Source organism: Alkanindiges hydrocarboniclasticus (genome assembly GCF_001982605.1).
Taxonomy (GTDB): Bacteria; Pseudomonadota; Gammaproteobacteria; order Pseudomonadales; family Moraxellaceae; genus Alkanindiges; species Alkanindiges hydrocarboniclasticus.
The window spans coordinates 58,978-76,421 of sequence record NZ_MLCN01000007.1; the positions used below are offsets into that span (position 1 = coordinate 58,978).

Below are 17,444 nucleotides of genomic sequence, written 5' to 3' on the forward strand. Positions count from 1 at the left end.
ACTTAAAAATACGACATCTGTTTTAAAAAAGTTTTGATGGCTTTTGCATTACTTAACTGATGAATCAATTGCTGTAACTCGTGATGCTGCTGCAATATAAACCGTGCATCTTCTTTCAGCTTTTTAATAACTGTTTTTGGCGTAACTGCCTCAAGATTTTCAAACTGGCATATGTCCTGCAACATAAGCCGGTATTCATTAATTTGCTGATCCAGTTGTTCACTATGCCGGCTGAGATTCAGGTTATACAGCTGGAGCTGCTCATCGGCCAGTTGGGTATCACCAGCTTTATCCTGCTGGCCCAGTTGTATTTGCCACTGAAGCAAGCCCAAGAGATCCTGTGCTTGATACGATTCGGTCACTTGTTGCATGAGTCCGGTTTTTTTAATTTTTTCCTGCTCATCCGGTTCACGGTCAGGATGCAAATTTGCAACCAGCCGCTGGTAAATCTGCTTGAATGATTTGTGGGCCAGCGCATCAACATGCTGTGCTTGCTGTATATTTTTCGCCTGCTTGGCATTTTTCTGACGCGAACGTCTGGCCTGTTGCTCTGCTTGCCGCTGTTGCACGATCTGCTCATGCCATGCTTCGTAATCATCCGGGTCAGCCATAGTGACATCATCAGTGCAATCCGGCTGTTCATGCACCTGCGGCGTTAATCTCTCATCCGGTAGTTCAGAAACGGCCTGCCTACCCTGAAAATTGTATCCAGCATGCACTTCATAAATAAGTTCAATCCGTTGCACCTGCACTGGGCTTAAACTGTGGTCTAGCACTTGCTCACACCACTGCAAAATCAATGCATTAAGCTGGCCAGCTTCCCGGCTGGTAAATGCATAAGCCAGCGATGCCTCATGGAGCTGCTCAATCAACATAAGCCGGTCGAGTGTAAGCGTCTCAAACAAGGGAGCCAGCTTGCCATTGACCTGCCGCTGTGCCAGTTCAGCTGTTTGTTTCCATTCCTCAAGCTGCTGTTTTTGCTGTTCAATCTTTTCACTGAGTTGATTGAACTTTTTTTGCTGTGGCGTTAATGAATGCGGTGCGTTATCAGACACCGTTGCAACCATTGCCGACTTATTCTGCATCACCACCCCTGAGCATATCAGCCTGCTATTTTACGGGTTTGGATTAATGGCGACATCAGCCAGCGCCACAAACTGCGCCAGACTCAAGTTTTCGGGCCGTGCCATGGGATCAACCTGTGCCTGCGCAAAGCCCTGTTCATCTACCCTGCCTTTTAGGGTATTGCGCAAGGTCTTGCGGCGCTGGGTAAACACATGGCCAACCAGACTGGCAAACTGTTTTTCATCTTTGGCAACCAGTGGCTTTTCGGCATAAGGCGTGAGGCGAAACACAGCGCTGGTCACTTTGGGGGGTGGGTTAAAAGCACCCGGTGGCACTTCAAACAAAAACTCAGGCTTACAGTAATACTGAATCATCACCGACAAACGACCATAATCCTTACTGTTCGGCTCGGCCACAATGCGGTCGACCACTTCCTTTTGCAGCATAAAATGCATGTCCTGCACCTGACTGCCATATTGCAACAGGTGAAACAGCAGCGGTGTAGAAATGTTATACGGCAGATTACCGACAATCCGTAAGGGCTTGTTGTTCTGCACCAGCGTCATAAAATTAAACTTGAGTGCATCGCCCTCTACAATCGTTAGCTTTTCTGGCTGGCTTACCCGTCCGGGCAAACCCGCAGCAAGATCACGGTCCAACTCAACCACGGTTAAGGCTTCGCTGGCAACCAGCAACGGGGCTGTCAGCGCACCAAGACCGGGGCCAATTTCCACCATAAAATCACCCGCGCGCGGCGCAACCGCATGCACAATTTTTTCAATCACGCGGTTGTCATGCAAAAAGTTTTGTCCAAAGCGCTTGCGCGTCCGGTGTCCTTCATCTTTGGGAGTGGGCGCGCTAAATTGATAACTCATGACAAAACCTTTTTAACCATAAAATTGATGCACAGGACAATGAAGACCCAGTGCCATTAAACCGCAGACTCATAGCGCGCTGCCAGCTGCAAGGCCAGCTCGGTGGCAACTAATAAACTGCTGCTACTGGCCTTGCCACTACCCGCCAGATCCAGCGCCGTACCGTGATCCACCGAAGTACGGATAAATGGCAAGCCCAGCGTAATATTAACTGCTTCACCAAAACCCTGCGATTTTAGCACGGGCAAGCCCTGATCATGATACATGGCCAGCACCGCATCGGCATTCTTTAAATACTTGGGGGTAAACAGCGTATCGGCAGGCAGTGCATGACCCACATCAACGCCTTGCGCACGATAATGGGCCAGCACTGGTTCAATCACATCAATTTCCTCGCGGCCCAGATAGCCACTTTCACCGGCATGCGGGTTTAAGCCACACACCAGAATTTTGGGATGCTGAATGGCAAATTTGGTTTTAAGGTCATGGATTAAAATATCCAGAATTTGTGTCAGGCGCGTTGTAGTAATGGCCGCTGCCACGTTTTTTAATGGCAAATGCGTGGTGACCAATGCCACCCGAAGCTGCCGGGTTGCCAGCATCATCACTACGCGCGGCACGCCTGCATATTCCTGAAAAAATTCGGTATGTCCACTAAAGGCCCGCCCTTCAAGAGAGCCTGCTTCATTAATCACCGACTTTTGCACCGGAGCAGTCACTACCCCTGCGGCATCACCAGACATGCAGGCATGTGCGGCTTCAGTGAGCTGCGCCAGCACATAAGCCGCGTTGGCACTATCCAGTTTGCCATTCTCCACAGGTTGGGACAGTGGAAGGTCTTTGACATACAGTTCGCCGGGCTTGGCAGGCTGGGCTTGGGCTATATAATCAACCAGCACAACTGCCTTGCCCAGTTCACAGGCACGCTGCTGTAATAGGGATTTGCTGGCCAGCACCACCAAAGGACGCGCAAGGTTGGGTGGCATGGCAAACTGCGCCAGATCCAGACAAATGTCCGGCCCAATGCCTGCGGGTTCGCCCGAAGTAATATAAAGCGGCTTTAATGGCAAAGGATTCAATTGAGGGTTACGCCTTTTTCATTCTGGTGTGCCGTCATTATATAAACTTGGCCTGCATAAAACAGGCATAAAACATTCACAGTTGTTGGGCTTACATTTCTACAGCCGGGAATTTACAGGTTTTAAGTTACCATTTTAAGTGAATATGCTGATGAATAAGCTTGCAAGCATCATTTTTTCTACTCACCAAGTATCGCAGCAGTCTTTTGTTTTAGTGATGGCACTATTTGATGGAGCAAATCTTAAATGAATAAACCATCAGTACCGGGCCAAAAAACCTGGTATCAAATTAATCCACCCGTTTTTTTTGGTTCAACCCTGTTTATTGTGCTGTTTATTGGCATGGTGCTGGTTGCACCGGACAGCTTTGATGCACTGACTGCCTATATTAAAAACTGGATTACCAGTTCGGCTGGCTGGTTTTATATTTTATCAGTGGCGTTTTTCCTGATTTTTGTGGTGGTACTGGCGCTATCAAGTTTTGGCCGGCTCAAGCTGGGGCCGGATCATAGCAAGCCCGATTACAGCTACGGCTCTTGGTATGCCATGCTGTTTACAGCAGGTATGGGCATTGGCCTGATGTTCTTTGGGGTGGCCGAACCAGTAATGCATTTTGCCGATCCCCCGGTTGGCGACCCGACCACGCTCAATGCAGCGCGCCAGGCCATGCGTATTACCTTTTTCCACTGGGGTTTACATGCCTGGGCCATTTATGCGGTGGTGGCACTGTCACTGGCTTATTTTGCCTACCGCCACCGTTTGCCCCTACAGATCCGCTCTGCCCTGTACCCCTTAATTGGTAATCGAATTTATGGCCCGATTGGCCATGCGGTGGATATTTTTGCGGTGCTGGGTACTATTTTTGGGGTGGCAACCTCGCTGGGCTTTGGGGTAACGCAGGTTAATGCCGGGTTTAACTACCTGTTTGGCCTGCCACAAAACACCACGGTGCAAATTAGCCTGATTGTCATCATTACGGCCATTGCCACGCTATCGGTGGGTGCCGGGCTGGATAAAGGCGTTAAGCGGCTGTCCGAGCTGAACATGGTGCTGGCTGTGGTACTCATGCTGTTTGTGCTGATTGCCGGGCCGACTATTTTTCTGCTGCAAACCTTTGTGCAAAATACCGGTAACTACCTGTCCAACCTGTTTAGCATGACCTTTAACCTGTATGCCTATGAGGAATCCAGCTGGATTGGCGGCTGGACGCTGTTTTACTGGGGCTGGTGGATTGCATGGTCGCCATTTGTGGGCATGTTTATTGCGCGGGTGTCGCGTGGTCGCACGGTGCGTGAGTTTATTCTGGGCATGTTGCTGATTCCAACCGGCTTCACCTTTATGTGGATGACCTTTTTTGGTGATACCGCCATTTTCCTGATTTTAAAGCAGCATGCGGTGGCGCTGATTACAGATGTACAGGCCGACCAGTCGGTAGCATTGTTCAAGTTTTTTGAATACCTGCCTTTTTCCAGTATCAGTTCGCTGATAGCCACCATACTGGTGGTAATGTTTTTTGTGACCTCGGCTGATTCTGGCTCGCTGGTGGTAGATATGCTGACCTCAGGCAAGCAGCAAGGCACACCGCTGTGGCAACGGGTGTTCTGGGCGGTGCTACAGGGTGTCATTGCAGCCGTGTTGCTGCTGGCTGGTGGACTAACCGCATTGCAATCAGCCACCATTGCCAGTGCACTGCCTTTTGCAGTGGTAATGCTGCTGATGTGCTGGGGACTATTCGTGGCCATGCGGCTGGATGTGCTGAAAAAAGAAAGTATTCAGGATGCGCGAATTACCCCACGTGCGGGTGTGCATGCACCGCGAAGCTGGCAGCAGCGCCTGCACCTGATCATGCACCGGCCCAATAGTCTGGCCGAAGTCACTGCCTTTATGCATGACACGGTGAAGCCAGCCCTGCTGGAAGTGGCAGAAGAATTCAGGCGGCAGTCGATTGAAGCCAGTGTTATTGAAAAAAGTCCGGAACATATCTGGCTTCAGGTAGGCCATCAGGAAGAATCTGATTTTTATTATTCAATCCGGGTTCGCCAGCACCAGCCACCGGCCTTTATGACGCAAGCGCAACAGCAGGCCATTCCAGCCATGTATTACCGCGCTGAGGTCCACTTGCAGGAAGGGGGACAGGACTATGACATTATGGACTGGACCAAAGAGGACATTATTCAGGATTTGATTGACCAGTATGAACGCCACCTGCATTTTTTAAATGTGGTGCGCTAAGGGTTAACCGTCTTATTAGCACAAACAATAAAACGGAACAAAAAAGGCGATACCTATAATATCGCCTTTTTTGTTTAGGAAATTTTTAAGTGTTGCCTTAGCCTTAATATTTAGCGTTCGCGCAGGGCTTCCTGTGCCTTGTTAAAGGGCTTGATCAGGTAATCCAGCACCGTCTTGCTACCCGTATGAATATCTACCGTTGCAATCATGCCGGGCACAATTGGAAACTTCTGGTCGTGCTTGTTGGTCAGGTGATCAGAATCAGTCAAAATATAAACACGATAATAGTAAACGTCTTTTTTAACTTCATCCTGAATGGTATCCGGTGAAATGATCGTCACCTTGCCGGGCAGGCCCCCATAAATAGCATAGTCATACGCTGTAATCTTAACCAGTGCCGACTGGCTGGGATGAATAAACGCGACATCACGTGGTGAAATCCGGGCTTCGACCAGCAACTGCTCATCTAGCGGCACAATCACCATCAGGCGGCCATTCTGGGGTACTGCCCCGCCCACCGTGGTAACCGCAATTTCCTTGACGATCCCACGCACTGGTGAGGTAAAGGTCAGCCGGGTGAGTGAGTCCGACTTGCCCCGTACCACTGAGCGCTGGGCCTCAATTTCGGCATTGGCCTTGGCCAGCTCTTCACGCGCCTGCACATAATACTGGTTGCGCACATCATTGAGCTTGTTTTCAAGGTCATTGGCTTGTCGCTTTAGGCGCAATACCTCAACATCACTGGCAGCCCCGCGCGCCACCAGCGGTTCAGTCATGGCCAGTTCCTGCCGCACCAGACGCAATGCCTGATTCAGGCCAGCGCTGGTTTGTTCCAGATTGGTACGCCGCGAGTGATACAGCGCGGTTTCTTCCCGCACCAGAACCAGCTCCTTGCGCACTTCTTCCGGAAAACTTAACGGCGTGCCACTTACTTCAGCTTTCAGGCGTGCTGCCGTGGCCAGTGCTGCCCGCAATCGTGAGGCACTTTCCTCTACCGTGGATTCAAAACGGGTACGATCCAGTTGCGCCAGTATCTGGCCTTTTTGCACAATATCGCCTTCACGCACTTTCAGGTCGGTCAAAATACCGCCATCCATGGACTGAATCACCTGTTCCTTGGAGGATGGAATCACCTTACCTGTACCGGTAGACACTTCATCCAGCTTGAAGTGCCATGCCCACAGCACAAAACAGCCCACTGCCAGCGCCACAATCCAGATGATAAAGGACGCGCGGGGCAACGGAGGTTCGGATACATAAGGGGCTGGCTTGCTCATTGGTGTCTCATTATTGATTGATCAGTACACTAAAACCTATCAAAAGGCCTAGTCCATACGTGTTCTACAGTAAGCTTGTGGCACATTAGCCCTGTGGCAGTTTGGCCTTGCTGTTGGCCAATACTTGTGCCTTGGGGCCATCCATCACAATCTGGCCATCATTGACCACAATCACCCGGTCCACCAGATTCAGCACTGCCATGCGATGGGTGGCTACCACCAGTGTGCGGTGACCCAGCCATAATTTCAGCCGGTCAATCAGTTGTTTTTCCGTCACTTCATCAATGGCAGCAGTAGGTTCATCCAGCAGCACAATATTGGGCTGGCGAATCAGCAAGCGCGCCAGCAGCAGCATTTGTTTTTGTCCGCCAGACAAGCCAGTGCCGCCCTCCAGAATCTGGTAATCCAGCCCTTCCTTGCGTGACTGCACAAAATTCAGTGCGCCTACCATGTTTAGCACATCCAGAATTTCCTGATCATTCACCAAGGGGCTGCCCAGTGTCAGGTTTTCACGCAGGGTGCCAAAAAACAAATGGGCGTTCTGGTTGAGCAATCCCATGTCGCGGCGCACATCAGCCGGGTCAATCAAGGTTAAATCCAGGTTATCCAGCATCACCTGCCCTCTCTGGGCAAACTGCATCCCCGACAGCAATTGCAGCAAGGTGGTTTTGCCAGCACCATTACGGCCCAAAATAGCCACCTTTTCACCGGCTTTGATATTCAGGTTCTTGATCGACAAAATGGGCTTATTGTCATCCTCAGCATATTTAAAGCTAACATTGTTGAGTTGATAATTACCCAGTAATACGGCGCGATGAATCAGGCTGGCATGGTCTGGCTGGTCTACCGGACGCTTGATCAGTTCATCAAGACTCTGGCGCGCCACCTTGGCCTGCTGCCAGCGTGACATCACCCCGGAAATCTGCGCTAGCGGAGCCACCATGCGTGATGACAGCAGCGAACAGCCCACCAGTGCTCCCGTGGTCATTTCGCCGTCAATCACCAGAAAACAGCCTGCCAGCACCACCAGCGCATACATAATGGTTTGCAGTTCCTGCGTCCATGTCAGCAACAGGCCGCTAATAAAACGCTGGCGCTTGCTAATGTCAGCCGACACTTCATTGAGGTGATTCCACTGGTTTTGAAAACGCGGTTCGGCACGTAGCAACTTAATGTCTTCAATGCCCTGCACCGCCTCCACCAGCATGGCATTCCGAATGGACGATTCACGCATGCCTTCGTTGGACAAGCGCGCCAGTGGTTTTTGAATCAGCAGGCCGGGAATCAGAATCAGCGGGATGGCCAGTAAAATAATCAATACCAGCGGGCCGCCAATAATCCAGAAAATTACCAGAAACAAAAAGAAAAACGGTAGGTCAGCCAGTGCGCCAATGGTGGTTGACGTCACCAGCTCACGCACACTTTCCAGTTCGCGGATTTGTGAAATAAACGTTCCGGTTGACTTGGGGCGCTCACTGTTACGAATGCGCAAGGCATGGCCAAATACCCGGTCAGACACGCGCAAATCGGCCCGCTTGCCAATAATATCCGACACATGGATACGCGCCAGCCGCAAGCTAAACTCAAAAATTACGGCAATCAGCACACCACCGGCCAGCACCCACAAGGTTGGAATGGACTGCGCCGGTACAACCCGATCATACACCTGCATGGAAAAAATAATGGCCGACAAGGCCAGCACATTGGCCACCAGCGAGGCCAGCATAATATCGCCATAGCGCTTCCAGTCCTTGAGGAGAATGCCCCAAAACCAGTTTTTCTCATACGGCTTGATGTATTCATCCACCCGGGCATCTGCCACCGAGGTTTCCGGGCGCAGGATTAGCACACGGCGCGCCTGCGCCTTAATTTCACTGGCAGGCAAGGTAGTGGCAAGGCCATGGTCACCGCTAAACTGCACGCTGACATTGCCCTGACTGTCGACTTTTTCCAGAATACCGACCTGCCCGGTCATGAACTCCACCACTACCGGCAAGCGCCATGCATCCAGAATCGCTTCGTTAAACTGGTCAACGCGCAGCTCAAGGCCAATTTGCCGCGCCATACTGTGTAGCAAGGCATCCAGTGAAGTGGTTTTTTCCCAGTCCAGATTAATGCGGATATTTTCTTCCGAACTTTCAATGCGATAATGCCGCGCAATGCCCAGCATGGCCGTTAACCAGGGTGCATAGCTGGGTTGCTGGCTTGTCGCAGGCTGGCTATCAGCCGCCTGTCCAGTAGTTGAGTGACTGACTATAGGCTGGCGGGTTATAGACTGGCTGGCAGCAGATTGACTATTCATGGGCTGACTCATGGTTGAATGTCCAGGCCTTGTATGGTGGTATTGTTTAAGCCATAAACGGCTCTGGAACGTCCTGTAATGGCAATGTAATTCACCACATTGTTCCAGATATCGTAGCGGGTATTTTCCCGGTCGGTGGCGGCCAGATGAATTTCCTGTTCGGAGTTCAGCAAATCCAGTGCAGTGCGGGTGCCCAGCTTGTATTGTTCCTGATACAGCTCGCGGGTTTGGATAATGGCCTGCTCGCGGTCTGCCAGTACATCCAGTCGGCGCTGTGCGCCCAGTATCTGTTCCCGGAAGCTGCGGGCCTGATCGGTCACATCCAGATAAGTCGCCTGAATTCTGGCCCGCGCGGCCTGTTCGGCATAACTGGCCGCCCGTTCTGCGGCAGACAATGCACCACCCTGCGACAGGTTGCTGTTTAAGGCAAACATCACTGAACTATAAGTCCCGTCGTCATCTGTATTGCTGGGATTACGCCCATTGATGGCCCGGCTGACCGACCCTTCTACAGCCAGCGTGGGATAACGCCGGGCATGGGCATTTTGCCGCTGTGCCTGCGCTTCACGCCGGGCAGACTCTGCAGCGATAATATCGGGTAGCGTATTAATGGGCGGGTTTTCATACAATTGCGCTTGCTGTACCAGCACAGCCGGAATGTCAGTAACCTGCCGGGGCAAGGCACCACCTACCAGCGTTCTTAATTTTTCACGCCACTGATTTAGCGCCGTTTCGGTTTGTAGCAGGGTGGCCTGTGCGCCTTCATAACGCGCTTGCGCCTGCACCGGATCAGCCTGACTGCTAATCCCGGCCCGTGCCCGCAGCCGGGTAATTTCCAGAATACGGGCAACGCCGCTTACTTGCTGCTCGGCAATTTTTTTCAGTTCCTGATAGCGCCGCACATTGACGATTGCTTCTGCGGTTTGCAGTGCAATGGCATCAATTTACTTGAGAACCACGGCTTTTTGCTGGTCTACACTGGCCTGTGCAGCCTCCACATTGCTACTGACCTTGCCAAAGTCATACAGCATCTGGGTGGCATTTACGCTCAGTAACTGGCGGCCTGCCTCAGAAGTCCCCATCCGGCCGGTGCTGACACCAGCCTGAACCTGTGGCCAGTAACCGGCCTTGGCCACATCAACCTGACTATATTCGCTGGATAATTGCGCCAGTGTCTGGGCAATAGCCGGATGCCGGTTGACTGCAATCTGAATGGCCCGGATTAAATCCAGACTGGTACTGTCAGCATGACTTATATCAGCCCTTGCTTGTACCTCAATAGTAGGTAAATCACTGGATTCATGCACAATACCGGTTTCACCCATCATGGCCTCATATGGCTCAGGCTGGGATAGCGTCAGCCTAGACAGGCTAATGGTATTGTCTGGCGGCGTATTCTGAAAAGCTGCCTGTAAATTACTTACCTTCTGGCTAAACCGCTGCTTAAGGGGCAGTTTTTCAGTTGGCGTCTCCTGGGCAACACTCACGGCAGGAACCAGCATCAACTGGGCCAGCAGAATTGCAGTAGCAAGATAGCTTAATGCAGCCCTTGGTCTATCAAGGTTTAGTGACGGTGTATGGCGTAAATCATTTTGCATTGAATAGTGAACACTTATTGGTATGTCATCAAAAAATCATTGTCATTCATCTGGCTGTTTATTGTGCAGCATATCCATGTGCCCAGCCTTGCCCTACTCTCCCGTGCGGCCTTTTTCAAAAACAGCATGCAGCGCTTTAAACCCACCCCTGACCTTGAGCATACTAAAGCCAAGTTCAAGCCTCAATCAATACCCTTTCGCGCCTGAAAACTGCATTGTTTTAGCCATAGGGCAAGTTTGTACAACGGGCACAGCAAGGGCTCGCTGAATTAAACCTTGCCCAGTATTGGGGACTATCCCCCGCAGGCTTGGCATCATAACGGATCAATTGGCAAAACTTTTGCTTTTTATACTAGTAAAGGTTGTTATTTTGCCCAATTTTCACTAAAATTCGCGCTCCATTTTGTTTGGACTGCTTTTAAGGTTCAAACCAACGATAATAGGTAGTGGTCAATGAAAACTCTCAGCGCCAAGCCTGCTGAAGTGCAACACGACTGGTATGTTGTTGACGCATCAGGCAAAACTCTCGGTCGCCTCGCGACTGAAATCGCTCGTCGCCTACGTGGCAAGCACAAGACATCTTACACCCCTCACGTTGATACCGGTGACTACATCGTTGTCATCAATGCAGAGCGTGTACACGTTACCGGAACTAAAGCGCAAGACAAGATGTACTATCGTCATAGCGAATTTCCGGGCGGTCTGAAAACAACCAACTTTGAAAAACTGATCACCCACAAGCCTGTAGAAGTATTGCAGCGTGCGGTTAAAGGCATGTTGCCTAAAGGCCCACTTGGCTATGCCATGATCAAGAAAATGAAAGTATACGCTGGCAGCGAGCATCCACACACTGCTCAACAGCCACAAGTTTTGGACATTTAAGGAAAAAACGACATGGCAACTAATTATGGTACTGGTCGCCGTAAGACCGCAACCGCTCGTGTATTCCTGTCCTCGGGTTCAGGTAAAATCACAATCAACAACCGTGATATCGACACTTATTTTGGCCGCGAAACTGCTCGCATGGTGGTTCGTCAGCCATTAGAGCTGATCGACGCTGTTGGCAAATACGATATTTTCGTAACTGTTAAAGGTGGCGGTATCGGTGGTCAGGCTGGTGCAATTCGTCACGGTATTACCCGTGCGCTGATTGCTCTGGATGACACGCTGAAATCTGCACTGCGTCAGGCTGGTTTTGTTACCCGTGATGCGCGTGAAGTTGAGCGTAAAAAGCTTGGCTTGCGTAAAGCACGTAAGCGTCCACAATTCTCCAAACGTTAATTCGTTTGCCCTTTTGGGCGAGTTGTGCAAAAGCCTCGGGAAACCGGGGCTTTTTTATGCCTGTCTTTTGTTCAGTCATTTATAGTTCACTGCCTTTATTTTATAGTGTTATTTTAAGCCATTTCATGGTGTAAGGCCTTTTAGCTGAAATTTTATGCCTACAACTTAACGCTACAAATCAGCCTTGTGATTCAACCTGATTCAGGCTAAAAACAAAACACGATGCGGCCCAGCATGAACTTTTCATATTTCAAGAATACCTGCCATGAATACTTCCTCAAGCCTTGTTGCTGATTTTCAACCGCTGCCTGCAACCCTTGTGCAACCGGTCTGGTGGCTGAGCAAAAGCTGGTTTAAGCCCCGCTTTTATGGGCTGGAGCATCTGGATGCCAAACGGCCAGCGCTATACGTGGGTAATCACACCATTTATGGCTTTGACTCACCGGCTTTTGTGCTGGGCGTTTACCAGCACAAAAAAATCTGGTTGCGCGGGCTGGCCGATCATTTCCATTTTTACTTTCCACTGTGGCGTGATGCACTGCAACAGTTTGGTGCTTTTGATGGCACCCGGCAGGCCGTAGATAAACTCATGCAGGCGCGGCAGCATATCCTGATTTATCCGGGTGGCTCACGGGAAGTGCTCAAGCATAAGGGCGAGGCCTATCAGCTATTCTGGAAGCAGCGTCTGGGTTTTATTGAACTGGCAATCCAGCATGGCTATGACATTATTCCCTTTGCCGCGCTTGGCGGCGAAGAAACGCTGGATATCGTGTTTGACGGCAATGACTTTAAAAAATCATGGCTGGGCAAGCTGGCTCAAAAAAGCGGTTTTTCCGCACGTTTCTTACGCAATGGCGAGTTCTTCTTTCCGATTGTAACCGGCTATAAGCATATTCCGTTTTTACCCAAGCCCAAGGCACTGGCCTATCAGTTTATGCCACGCCTGACCACCCGGCATAAAGACATTCATGCCTCTGATGAGGAAAAAATGGCACTGCGTGATTATATCCAGCAGCAAATCGAAATTGGCCTACAGATGCTGCGCCAGCAAACTGATACAGACAATTAATTGTTAAAAGACCAGTTTTCCCAGACTTAAGCAATCTGGCAAAGACGCTGTGCCGCCTGCTGCAAGGTGGCTTCAGTTTTGGCAAAACACAAGCGGATCAGGCGCTGGCCCTCAACCGGTTTTTCATAAAACACCGAAATGGGAATGCTGGCAATGCCATGTTCATGCACCAGCCACTGGCTCATCTGTACATCATCCAGATCATTACGAATGGCTGAATAATCCAGTAACTGAAAATAGGTTCCACGACTGGGAAGCAGCTTAAAGGCTGAAGGTTGCAGGAGCTGGCAAAACAGGTCGCGTTTGGCCTGATAGAAACTGGCCAACTGGTTAATATGTTCAGGATGCTGCTGCATAAAATCAGCCAATGCATGCTGAATGGGTGTGACCCCACAAAAATTCACATACTGGTGTACCTTTAAAAATGCCTGCATCAATTCTGGCGCTGCTACCACGTAGCCAGTTTTCCAGCCGGTCACATGAAAGGTTTTGCCAAAAGAACCAATCATAAACGAACGCGCAGCCAGTTCTGGCAGGCCAAGTACACTGGCATGCATCAGCCCATCAAACACCAGATACTCATAAACCTCATCACTCAGCACCAGAATATTGTAGGGTTCAATGATGTCATACAGGGTTTTCAAATCCTGTAAGGTGATGACAGCACCGCTGGGATTATGCGGGAAATTAATAATCACCAGCCGGGTTTTGTCAGAAATGGCTGCCTTAAAGCGCTGCCAGTCAATAGAAAAATCGCTCTGCAACGGCACATGAATACACATCCCGCCGGCCAGCCGGGTGGCCGGATCATAACTGTCATAGCAGGGATCAAATACAATTACCTCATCGCCTGCCTGTACCAAGGCCTGAATCACACAAAAGATCGCAGCCGTCGCGCCGGGTGTAATGGCCACCTCAGTTGCCGTATCCGGGAGCCAGCCATAGCGCTGTTGAATAGTAAGCGCCACTTGTTCGCGCAAGGCAGGCAACCCCTGCATGAGCGCATATTGCTGAAAGCCCTGACTGGTATAACCTTTCAGTGCTTCCAGCAATTGCGGGGGACTGTCAAAATCCGGAAAGCCCTGCGACAGGTTTAGTGCTTCGGTTTGCTGTGCCAGTTGTGTCATCCGGGTAAAAATTGAAGTGCCAATGGTGGGTAACTTATTGGGCAACTGAACGGACATGGCAGACTCCTGAATTGCTAAAGCACATGATTGTAAGAACTGCTGAGCTGTTTTTAATCCATTAGTCGCCACAGATACCAGGCCGCCACACTCTGGTACGGTGCCAGCTGCTCACCCACCGCCCGTAACCCTTTTTTACCCAAAGGCTGTTCGAGCTTTTTAAGCCGTCGGTAACCCTGCTGTACAGCATAATCATCCACTGGCCATACATCCAGCCGACCCAGATTAAAAATCAACAGCATTTCAACCGTCCAGCGCCCGACTCCTTTGAGCTGGGTTAACTGCTCAATCAACTGCTCACTGTCCATCTGCTGGGCAGTTTCAAAATCAGGAATTTCACCTTGCAACTGGGCTTGGGCAATACCCACAATACTGTCCAGCTTGCGTGCTGAAAAGCCACAGGCCCGGATCAGTTGCGGATCAACCTGCAATAACTGATTTGCCGATGGAAAACAGCCGCTATAAAGCTGCAACAAGCGGTTTAAAATGGCCTGTGCCGCTTTGCCATGCAACTGCTGATGTGCAATGGCCCGAATCAGGGCTTCATACGGTTGCTGCACGGGTTTGAGTTCAAGCTGGCATTCCCCAACCTTGGCAATATGTTGTTGCCAGTCCGCATCAACTGTGCTTAAAAAACGACTGGCCTGCTGGTAAACCTGCTGTTGGTGATCGCTGATGGAACAAGGTTCTTTCATATTGGCCTAGCCTGCACGCCGAAAAGTAAAGTTAATGCGCCGCTCACCCAGTAGGGGATGGCTAGCCGCCTTTAATGGTAAAATACCATGATAGCGCAAGCGGTCTACCCCGCCCCACACCACAACATCGCCATGTTGTAGCAAAATTTTTTGCGTTTTGTCCTGTCGGTTAACCCCACCAAATAAAAAATTGGCGGTAATGCCTAGCGATACCGAGACCACAGGCTGGGACATATCCCTTTCATTTTTATCCTGATGCAGAGACATTTTTGCACCAACCACATATTCATTGATCAGGCAGGCATCCGGTTTAAAGTGATCAAACCCGGCAAGCGCTGCCGCTTGTATGGCCAGTGTCTCAAATACTGCTGGCATGGCAGGCCATGGTTTTCCAGTTGAGGGGTCAAGTGGCTGGTAGCGATAACCCTTTTGATCGGTAATCCAGCCCAGTGACCCACAGTTGGTCATGGCAGCAGACATTACATAGCCACCCGGAGTGATCATCTGCCGGAATGGCGCTTGGGCTACAATCTGATCAATGGCAGCGATTAGCTCATGCTGCATAGGGCTGGCAAACTGGCGTAGTACCACAGATTGCTCGCCAATTATTTCTATAGGCTTTTCTTCTACAGCTTGCGCCTCAGGTTGCTGCTCAAACAAATCCAGATTCATCGATGGCCCCTGCACTATTTCTTACCCGTTATTTCTTGCCCGTTTGTGGTATTAAAAACCGCAATCCTGCCATTTAAGATACACCGTTTAAAACTGAATAAAGCCCAACAGGCCCAGCCTGCAAAAATAAAACATGTTATTACCGGGCAATCCATATAATCGCGCTATAATCTCGAGTATCCTGAAATTTTATTGAAACAGCCTTTTGGCAATATGAATAACGATTTAACCCCACAACAAGGTATTATTCTCTATAGCCATCCGGATGATCATTATAGCCATCGTATCCGGCTGGCGCTGGCCGAAAAAAATGTGAAGTACCAACTGGTACTGGTGGATGAATTTTCCGAAGATGTGGCTGACCTCAATCCATATAATCAATTGCCAACCCTGGTTGAGCGTCAGGTTCGCCTGTATGAAAGCCATGTCATTTTAGAATATCTGGATGAGCGCTACCGACAGGCCAAACTGCTGCCCGACACGCCAAACCTGCGCGCTGAGCAACGCCAGTATGCCTGGCGTATTGAACAGGACTGGATGAAACTGGCTGATATCCTGCTACGCCACCCGGATACTCTGGATGAACAGGCAGCCAATCAGGCCCGCCAAAGCTTGGGTCAGTCACTGGTAAGCCTGTCCCCCCTGTTTGCCCACTTTCCTTTTTTCATGAGTGAGCAGTTTGGCTACAACGACTGTATTCTGGCGCCGTTATTATGGCGCCTGCCACAAATGAAAATTCATTTACCAAGCGCACATTGCAAGCCCTTGCTGGCCTATTGTAAAAGACTATTTGAACGACCTGCTTTTATCGCGTCCCTCACCGAATCGGAACGCCATAAACAGCAATATCCACTGCACAGGTAATGCCATGTCTACTGAAATGATCCCAACCCGTCCATATTTGCTTCGTGCGATTTATGAATGGACCAATGACAACAAACTGACACCTTACCTGCTGGTCAATGCCGAGCTGCCCAACGTGCAGGTGCCACGCCAGCATGTACAGGATGGCCAGATTGTGCTGAACATTGCACCGCATGCCGTACACCACATGATGATGGACAATGATGCAGTCAGCTTTAGCGCCCGTTTTGGTGGCGTTTCACAGCAGCTGTATGTTCCCATGGCAGCGGTACTGGGATTATATGCCCGGGAAAATGGCCAAGGACTGTTTTTTGATCCACAGGAATATGAAGGCTATCAAGCCAGCAGTGACAGTTCGCAGCCACAACCTGACATTTCGGCCACAGAAAATACCGACAATACGGCAGAAACCACAGCGGCTAAAAAACCCAGCCTGCGCATTCTGGACTAACAGGATTTTATTTTAACCGAGGAACACCACATGGCGTTTTCATTACTCGATCATTTGCAAAGTAGCCGCCAAAGTGACATTCAGGCGTTAGTGCCAACGACTGACGGGGACGGCCAGCGTAAATTGCTGGCAATTGTGCTGGGCCAGTTGATTGTGCTTGACCGGACTAACAGCCCTGCATTGTATCAGGCCATTACTGCACAGGATCACAGTATGTTCTGGCAAGGTCTTGATGATCAGGCTATCAGCCAGCTTGCTGCAACCACTACCCTGCCCGTTGCAGATTTTAAAAGCGTGATTAATCAGTTATATGGTTATGTCATTGCTGAGATTAATAGTCTGGACAGTACCGCCAATCTGGAGCAGGCTGGGGTTTCCGAGTTGATTCAGGGACAGGCTGAGTATCTGGCAGGGGCAGCACCCGATCAGGTGTGGCGCGTGTTAGACTTGACCGAATTACAGGGACAGACTGCCTCTACAGAAGCACATGTTGACCTTAATGCCAGCATTGCCAGCTTAAATAAATTGATGATGGATGCCAGCCAGATGAACACCCAAACAATTAACGATGCTCACCACAGTAACGATGCCGTAGCGCATGATCCTGATGGACACCCCCAGCATGACGAGCATAGTCATGGTCACGCGACTGTTGCACTGCCACCGCAACGGCCTGCGCCGCGCTTCTTTTTGGCACTGGAACCATTAATTGCGGTGCTAATCCTGATTGTACTCTGGATGATTTATAACAACCTGATGGCCTATTAAGCCTCATTAAAAATATTCACTGATTTTTCAGT

17 protein-coding genes and 1 pseudogene are annotated in these 17,444 nt (G+C 50.2%); 8 read left to right on the forward strand and 10 right to left on the reverse strand.

Going from position 1 to position 17,444, the window contains the following annotated elements:
* Window positions 1–2: 2 nt before the first annotated feature.
* From BKE30_RS02710 to pdxA, 3 genes are read right to left on the reverse strand one after another with little or no spacing between them, the layout of a single operon-like run.
* Window positions 3–1,085, reverse strand: coding sequence for a hypothetical protein (locus BKE30_RS02710; RefSeq protein ID WP_076877139.1), 1,083 nt, complete (start codon window positions 1,083–1,085; stop codon window positions 3–5).
* A 30-nt stretch (window positions 1,086–1,115) separates the two neighbouring features.
* On the reverse strand, window positions 1,116–1,940 hold the full coding sequence (rsmA, locus tag BKE30_RS02715) for a 16S rRNA (adenine(1518)-N(6)/adenine(1519)-N(6))-dimethyltransferase RsmA (RefSeq protein WP_076877140.1): 825 nt from the start codon (window positions 1,938–1,940) through the stop codon (window positions 1,116–1,118).
* 56 nt (window positions 1,941–1,996) lie between these two features.
* A complete protein-coding gene (gene pdxA, locus BKE30_RS02720) occupies window positions 1,997–3,010 on the reverse strand; it encodes a 4-hydroxythreonine-4-phosphate dehydrogenase PdxA (RefSeq protein WP_076877205.1) in 1,014 nt (337 codons plus the stop codon).
* 255 nt (window positions 3,011–3,265) lie between these two features.
* Between pdxA and BKE30_RS02725 the strand changes: the two genes are divergently transcribed.
* Window positions 3,266–5,251 carry a BCCT family transporter gene (locus BKE30_RS02725; protein WP_076877141.1) on the forward strand — a complete coding sequence of 662 codons (1,986 nt, stop codon included), beginning with the start codon at window positions 3,266–3,268 and terminating at the stop codon, window positions 5,249–5,251.
* Window positions 5,252–5,361: 110 nt separating this feature from the next.
* Here the strand turns inward: BKE30_RS02725 and BKE30_RS02730 are convergent, their stop codons facing one another.
* The 4 genes and pseudogenes from BKE30_RS02730 to BKE30_RS16260 form a co-directional block, all read right to left on the reverse strand.
* Window positions 5,362–6,528: an HlyD family efflux transporter periplasmic adaptor subunit gene (locus tag BKE30_RS02730; RefSeq protein ID WP_076877142.1), complete on the reverse strand. Its 1,167-nt coding sequence runs from the start codon at window positions 6,526–6,528 to the stop codon at window positions 5,362–5,364.
* Window positions 6,529–6,613: 85 nt separating this feature from the next.
* Window positions 6,614–8,830 carry a type I secretion system permease/ATPase gene (locus tag BKE30_RS02735; RefSeq protein WP_083698411.1) on the reverse strand — a complete coding sequence of 739 codons (2,217 nt, stop codon included), beginning with the start codon at window positions 8,828–8,830 and terminating at the stop codon, window positions 6,614–6,616.
* 8 nt (window positions 8,831–8,838) lie between these two features.
* Window positions 8,839–9,480 (reverse strand): TolC family protein, encoded by a 642-nt coding sequence (locus BKE30_RS02740; protein WP_227518330.1) that lies wholly within the window; start codon window positions 9,478–9,480, stop codon window positions 8,839–8,841.
* A gap of 48 nt (window positions 9,481–9,528) precedes the next feature.
* A pseudogene (locus BKE30_RS16260) lies at window positions 9,529–10,428 on the reverse strand (TolC family protein); the annotation flags it as partial.
* A 6-nt stretch (window positions 10,429–10,434) separates the two neighbouring features.
* On the opposite strand from BKE30_RS16260, the gene BKE30_RS02745 reads away from it, so the two are divergent.
* The 4 genes from BKE30_RS02745 to BKE30_RS02760 all read left to right on the forward strand — a co-directional run bounded on the left by BKE30_RS02745 (window position 10,435) and on the right by BKE30_RS02760 (window position 12,778).
* Window positions 10,435–10,635 carry a hypothetical protein gene (locus BKE30_RS02745; RefSeq protein WP_076877143.1) on the forward strand — a complete coding sequence of 67 codons (201 nt, stop codon included), beginning with the start codon at window positions 10,435–10,437 and terminating at the stop codon, window positions 10,633–10,635.
* A gap of 246 nt (window positions 10,636–10,881) precedes the next feature.
* The gene (gene rplM, locus BKE30_RS02750; protein WP_076877144.1) at window positions 10,882–11,310 is read left to right on the forward strand and encodes a 50S ribosomal protein L13; all 429 of its coding nucleotides are present in this window, start codon (window positions 10,882–10,884) and stop codon (window positions 11,308–11,310) included.
* 12 nt (window positions 11,311–11,322) lie between these two features.
* Window positions 11,323–11,709, forward strand: coding sequence for a 30S ribosomal protein S9 (gene rpsI, locus BKE30_RS02755; RefSeq protein WP_076877145.1), 387 nt, complete (start codon window positions 11,323–11,325; stop codon window positions 11,707–11,709).
* A 265-nt stretch (window positions 11,710–11,974) separates the two neighbouring features.
* Window positions 11,975–12,778 (forward strand): lysophospholipid acyltransferase family protein, encoded by an 804-nt coding sequence (locus tag BKE30_RS02760; protein WP_076877146.1) that lies wholly within the window; start codon window positions 11,975–11,977, stop codon window positions 12,776–12,778.
* Between the two features lie 26 nt (window positions 12,779–12,804).
* Here the strand turns inward: BKE30_RS02760 and BKE30_RS02765 are convergent, their stop codons facing one another.
* Genes BKE30_RS02765 through alkB form a run of 3 tightly spaced genes read right to left on the reverse strand, consistent with a single transcriptional unit; the run spans window position 12,805 to window position 15,329 of the window.
* Window positions 12,805–13,962, reverse strand: coding sequence for a methionine aminotransferase (locus tag BKE30_RS02765; protein ID WP_076877147.1), 1,158 nt, complete (start codon window positions 13,960–13,962; stop codon window positions 12,805–12,807).
* Between the two features lie 53 nt (window positions 13,963–14,015).
* On the reverse strand, window positions 14,016–14,657 hold the full coding sequence (locus BKE30_RS02770; RefSeq protein ID WP_076877148.1) for a DNA-3-methyladenine glycosylase family protein: 642 nt from the start codon (window positions 14,655–14,657) through the stop codon (window positions 14,016–14,018).
* A 6-nt stretch (window positions 14,658–14,663) separates the two neighbouring features.
* The gene (gene alkB / locus BKE30_RS02775) at window positions 14,664–15,329 is read right to left on the reverse strand and encodes a DNA oxidative demethylase AlkB (protein WP_076877149.1); all 666 of its coding nucleotides are present in this window, start codon (window positions 15,327–15,329) and stop codon (window positions 14,664–14,666) included.
* A gap of 213 nt (window positions 15,330–15,542) precedes the next feature.
* Here alkB and BKE30_RS02780 point away from each other — a divergent pair, with 213 nt between their 5' ends.
* The 3 genes from BKE30_RS02780 to BKE30_RS02790 are packed head-to-tail and all read left to right on the forward strand — an operon-like array spanning window position 15,543 to window position 17,412.
* Window positions 15,543–16,193 (forward strand): glutathione S-transferase N-terminal domain-containing protein, encoded by a 651-nt coding sequence (locus BKE30_RS02780; protein WP_076877150.1) that lies wholly within the window; start codon window positions 15,543–15,545, stop codon window positions 16,191–16,193.
* A gap of 4 nt (window positions 16,194–16,197) precedes the next feature.
* Entirely contained in the window at window positions 16,198–16,644 is a 447-nt protein-coding gene (locus BKE30_RS02785; RefSeq protein WP_076877151.1) for a ClpXP protease specificity-enhancing factor, read from the forward strand.
* 30 nt (window positions 16,645–16,674) lie between these two features.
* Window positions 16,675–17,412, forward strand: coding sequence for a hypothetical protein (locus BKE30_RS02790; RefSeq protein ID WP_076877152.1), 738 nt, complete (start codon window positions 16,675–16,677; stop codon window positions 17,410–17,412).
* The last annotated feature ends 32 nt before the right edge of the window (window positions 17,413–17,444 follow it).